The organism is Desulforamulus aquiferis, assembly GCF_030577015.1.
Lineage (GTDB): Bacteria > Bacillota > Desulfotomaculia > Desulfotomaculales > Desulfotomaculaceae > Desulfotomaculum > Desulfotomaculum aquiferis.
Genome location: NZ_JARPTC010000085.1, coordinates 1 through 290, shown reverse-complemented (window position 1 = coordinate 290; position 290 = coordinate 1). Strand labels below are relative to the sequence as shown.

Annotated in this window: 1 rRNA gene; it reads left to right on the top strand. The window is 52.8% G+C overall.

What is annotated here, in order from left to right:
* Nucleotides 1–290, top strand: a 23S ribosomal RNA gene (locus tag P6N53_RS18635); the annotation flags it as partial.

The window sequence follows — 290 nt, the reverse complement described above, 5'->3', positions numbered from 1 at the left end:
GAGGCCGCAGAGAAAAGGCCCAAGCGACTGTTTACCAAAAACACAGGTCCCTGCTAAAGCGAAAGCTGACGTATAGGGGCTGACGCCTGCCCGGTGCTGGAAGGTTAAGGGGAAGTGTTAGACGCAAGTCGAAGCAGAGAACTGAAGCCCCAGTAAACGGCGGCCGTAACTATAACGGTCCTAAGGTAGCGAAATTCCTTGTCAGGTAAGTTCTGACCCGCACGAAAGGCGTAACGATTTGGGCACTGTCTCAACGAGGGGCTCGGTGAAATTGTAATGACGGTGAAGAT